Annotated in this window: 3 protein-coding genes and 1 tRNA gene; all 4 read left to right on the top strand. The window is 36.6% G+C overall.

All coding sequences use genetic code 11. The features are described from left to right. A partial coding sequence (gene walE1 / locus WG67_RS06265) for an actin-bundling T4SS effector WalE1 family protein (protein WP_083250466.1) occupies window positions 1-1,349 on the top strand: 1,349 nt, incomplete at its 5' end. A gap of 441 nt (window positions 1,350-1,790) precedes the next feature. After that, the gene (cutA, locus tag WG67_RS03545) at window positions 1,791-2,126 is read left to right on the top strand and encodes a divalent-cation tolerance protein CutA (protein ID WP_006279213.1); all 336 of its coding nucleotides are present in this window, start codon (window positions 1,791-1,793) and stop codon (window positions 2,124-2,126) included. Continuing rightward, window positions 2,117-2,191: transfer RNA gene (locus tag WG67_RS03540), tRNA-Gln, on the top strand. The genes cutA and WG67_RS03540 overlap by 10 nt, the downstream gene beginning before the upstream one ends. Window positions 2,192-2,326: 135 nt before the next feature. Continuing rightward, a complete protein-coding gene (locus tag WG67_RS03535; protein WP_022626355.1) occupies window positions 2,327-2,785 on the top strand; it encodes a hypothetical protein in 459 nt (152 codons plus the stop codon). Window positions 2,786-2,806 lie beyond the last annotated feature (21 nt).

The following is a 2,806-nucleotide window of genomic DNA, read 5'->3' as shown; positions in this document are numbered from 1 at the left end:
AGATGAAACAAGGAGATAAGATTCTTGTAGTAAGTACAGCAAGTGGATTATTTACGGCAGTACTACCACTTTTGGCAGTTGGTGCAACACTTGCTATACCGGGTGCTATAGTTGGTCTTGCTTTATATTTCGCTGTAAAAGTCGCTGTAAAAGCAGTTCAATCTGGATATAAAGGGCTCAAGTGGTCAGCAGAAAAAACAGTTGATGGGGCGAAATATACTGCTGGGAAAGTTAAGGACGCATCAACATACGCTGCCGGAAAAGTTAGAGATGGTGCTATGCATGTTAAAGATAAGGTGAAAGAAGGTTATGAACATTCAGTAGATTCACTGAAAAAAGGCGCTAGTTTTGTAGGCGAAGGAGTGGCAAATAAGTTCCATAAGGCATCTGGTGAGACGGACTATTTAGATAAGGTAAAAAGGTTTACTCCAGATGCAATTAAGAAATCTGACGAAATAAGAAATGATATGAAAGCAATTTTTGCTGATAAAGGAAATAATTCTGGGTTAGTGAAAAATATACTTTCTGGAATATCGTCAGAAATTGATTTAAAAATGGCAGAGAAGGCAAAATCAGGGGAGATTGAACATACTTCTGGATGGCAAGTACAGAAAGAATTCATTAATAATTTAAATGAAAAAAGCTTGCATAACTTGTTAACACAAAGGTCATTACCTAAAGGTAGTTATTTCATCGACAGTGTTTTCTCTGAACATCACGATGAAATTAAGAAGGTTATTAAAGAATGTAGAGAAAATCATTTGTACTCAAGCGTAAGCAATATGTTTGACAGAGCAGAGAAAAAAGCTAACAGGCCTTCTGTCAAAAGTTTAACTAGGTCTGTGTCATCATCATTCTCTTCACTGGGAAGAAAAGGCTCTGAACAATCTAACAGCTTGTCAAAAAGCAATTCACTAAATTCTATAGGAACTGAAAGTACTGCTACTGTCTCTGATTCAGATTCTCAGAACTTTGCAACAGTCCGTAGAAGCAATTCATCTAGTAGCTTAACTCCTAAGCTTACTCCAGTTGCTCCACCAGAACTACCTAGAAGCGCCTCATTGACTAACTTAAATGGACAAAGTTCTTTCAGTGAAGATGTTCTCAGTGATCCTATTGTGGAGCAAAACCTGGATAGTTTGAGTAACAGAACTCTCACTCACAGTAATTCTACTGATAGTGGAATGGGTTCTGGTTCTTCTACGCTAACAAGAAAACAAGTTCTTCCTTTAAAAGAAGAATTTGACAGAGAACTCGAAGAAAAGTTGGCAAAACGACGCGCATCTCTAGATCAACCTAGTGCAGAACCTGTCAACTCAAGAGCTACAGCAACTCCAGGAACAGTGTAATAAGTAAAACTTCTACCTTCTCCAAAAGGATGTTACTCAATGAGTAACGTCCTTTTTTTGTTTTTAAACTATAGAAAAATCCTAGATCCCAGCGGTATGCGTACAACCGTATGAACATTGTGATTTCTCTGCTAGGAAAGGTGTCATCCGAGTAGCTGACACTGGGATCCAGGAAAGTTTGCTTGTTTACAAGCAAACTAGCATAGGAAGTGGTTACAACGTTTTCGATGAGATTATATGGAAAACTGGATTCCAGTGTCAAGCACTGGAATGACATCACAGGGGCACTGGGATGACACCTTTACGTTTGAGGCAAACTAGCTATAACACTTAACATACTACCTTTGCAAACAAATGTTCATACAGTACGCGCTGGCGTTATTTTCTCTTGATGAATAAATCTCGGTAGAGTATAGTAGCAATGCATTTATGTAGCTACTAATGAATAATTTAGTTTTGGTTTATACAACTTTTTCAAATTTTGAGGAGGCTAAAACTGTTTCTGAAGAATTGTTAAACGAGAAATTAATTGTATGTGTAAATATATTTCCCGAAGTGAATTCTCTGTATTTATGGGAAGGTAAAATTAGTAATAGTTGTGAAGTAGTGGCAATTATGAAGAGCAGGAATGATCAAGTTGATAAAATTGTAGAAAAAATCGAAGCAATGCATTCTTATGATCAGCCAGCTATTGCTGTGATGCCCATAGAAAAAGCAAATAAATCTTTTACTAATTGGGCTAATAGTGTTATTGATGTAAGTAGTATTGGGGTGTAGCCAAGTGGTAAGGCAGCGGTTTTTGATACCGCCACGCGAAGGTTCGAATCCTTCCACCCCAGCCATATTGAAGTGGGTGTGAAATGATATCACTTTTCTATAAATTAAGATTATTGAATTATATATTAGGTAGTCTAAAAGATATAATTGTGAAACTGTTTCTCTTCACAATGTATCTTTACACATTCAGCATTGTGCTCATGTTTCTCAGCAATGGTTTTTGGTATGCTGTAGAATTTTGCTCTTTCAAAAATGCGTTTTACCGTTTGTTTCAATATTGCAAGTGGTATTATGAAAATAGGGAAGATCTCGGTTACGGAATTTCTATTCGAATATTAGTGGCGTTTCTTACTCCGCATTTTCTCTATAAATTATTACTTGGCACAGGCTGGAAGTCCTTTTTAAAGGAAAAGATAATACAGATACTCAACACAAGAAGAAAAAAGGGTAGTGAGTTCAGTAACAGTAGCAAACCAAGTGGCAGTAGTTATAGTGATAAGAATAATTACAGCAATAACAGTGGTAACAATGAGCGTCAAGCTCAAGATGCAAAGCGAAAAGTAAACATGATAAAGCAGCTATTAATCAAAGATATAGAGGCAACTATAGATAGGAGATTGAATTATATTTTTTTCGGTAAAAGGAGTAAACCTCATTAAGAGGTTGTCCGGAAACTAGTA

The sequence above is a fragment of the Wolbachia endosymbiont of Drosophila incompta genome, assembly GCF_001758565.1.
GTDB classification, from domain to species: domain Bacteria; phylum Pseudomonadota; class Alphaproteobacteria; order Rickettsiales; family Anaplasmataceae; genus Wolbachia; species Wolbachia pipientis.
This window is presented reverse-complemented; position numbering and strand designations above follow the sequence as displayed.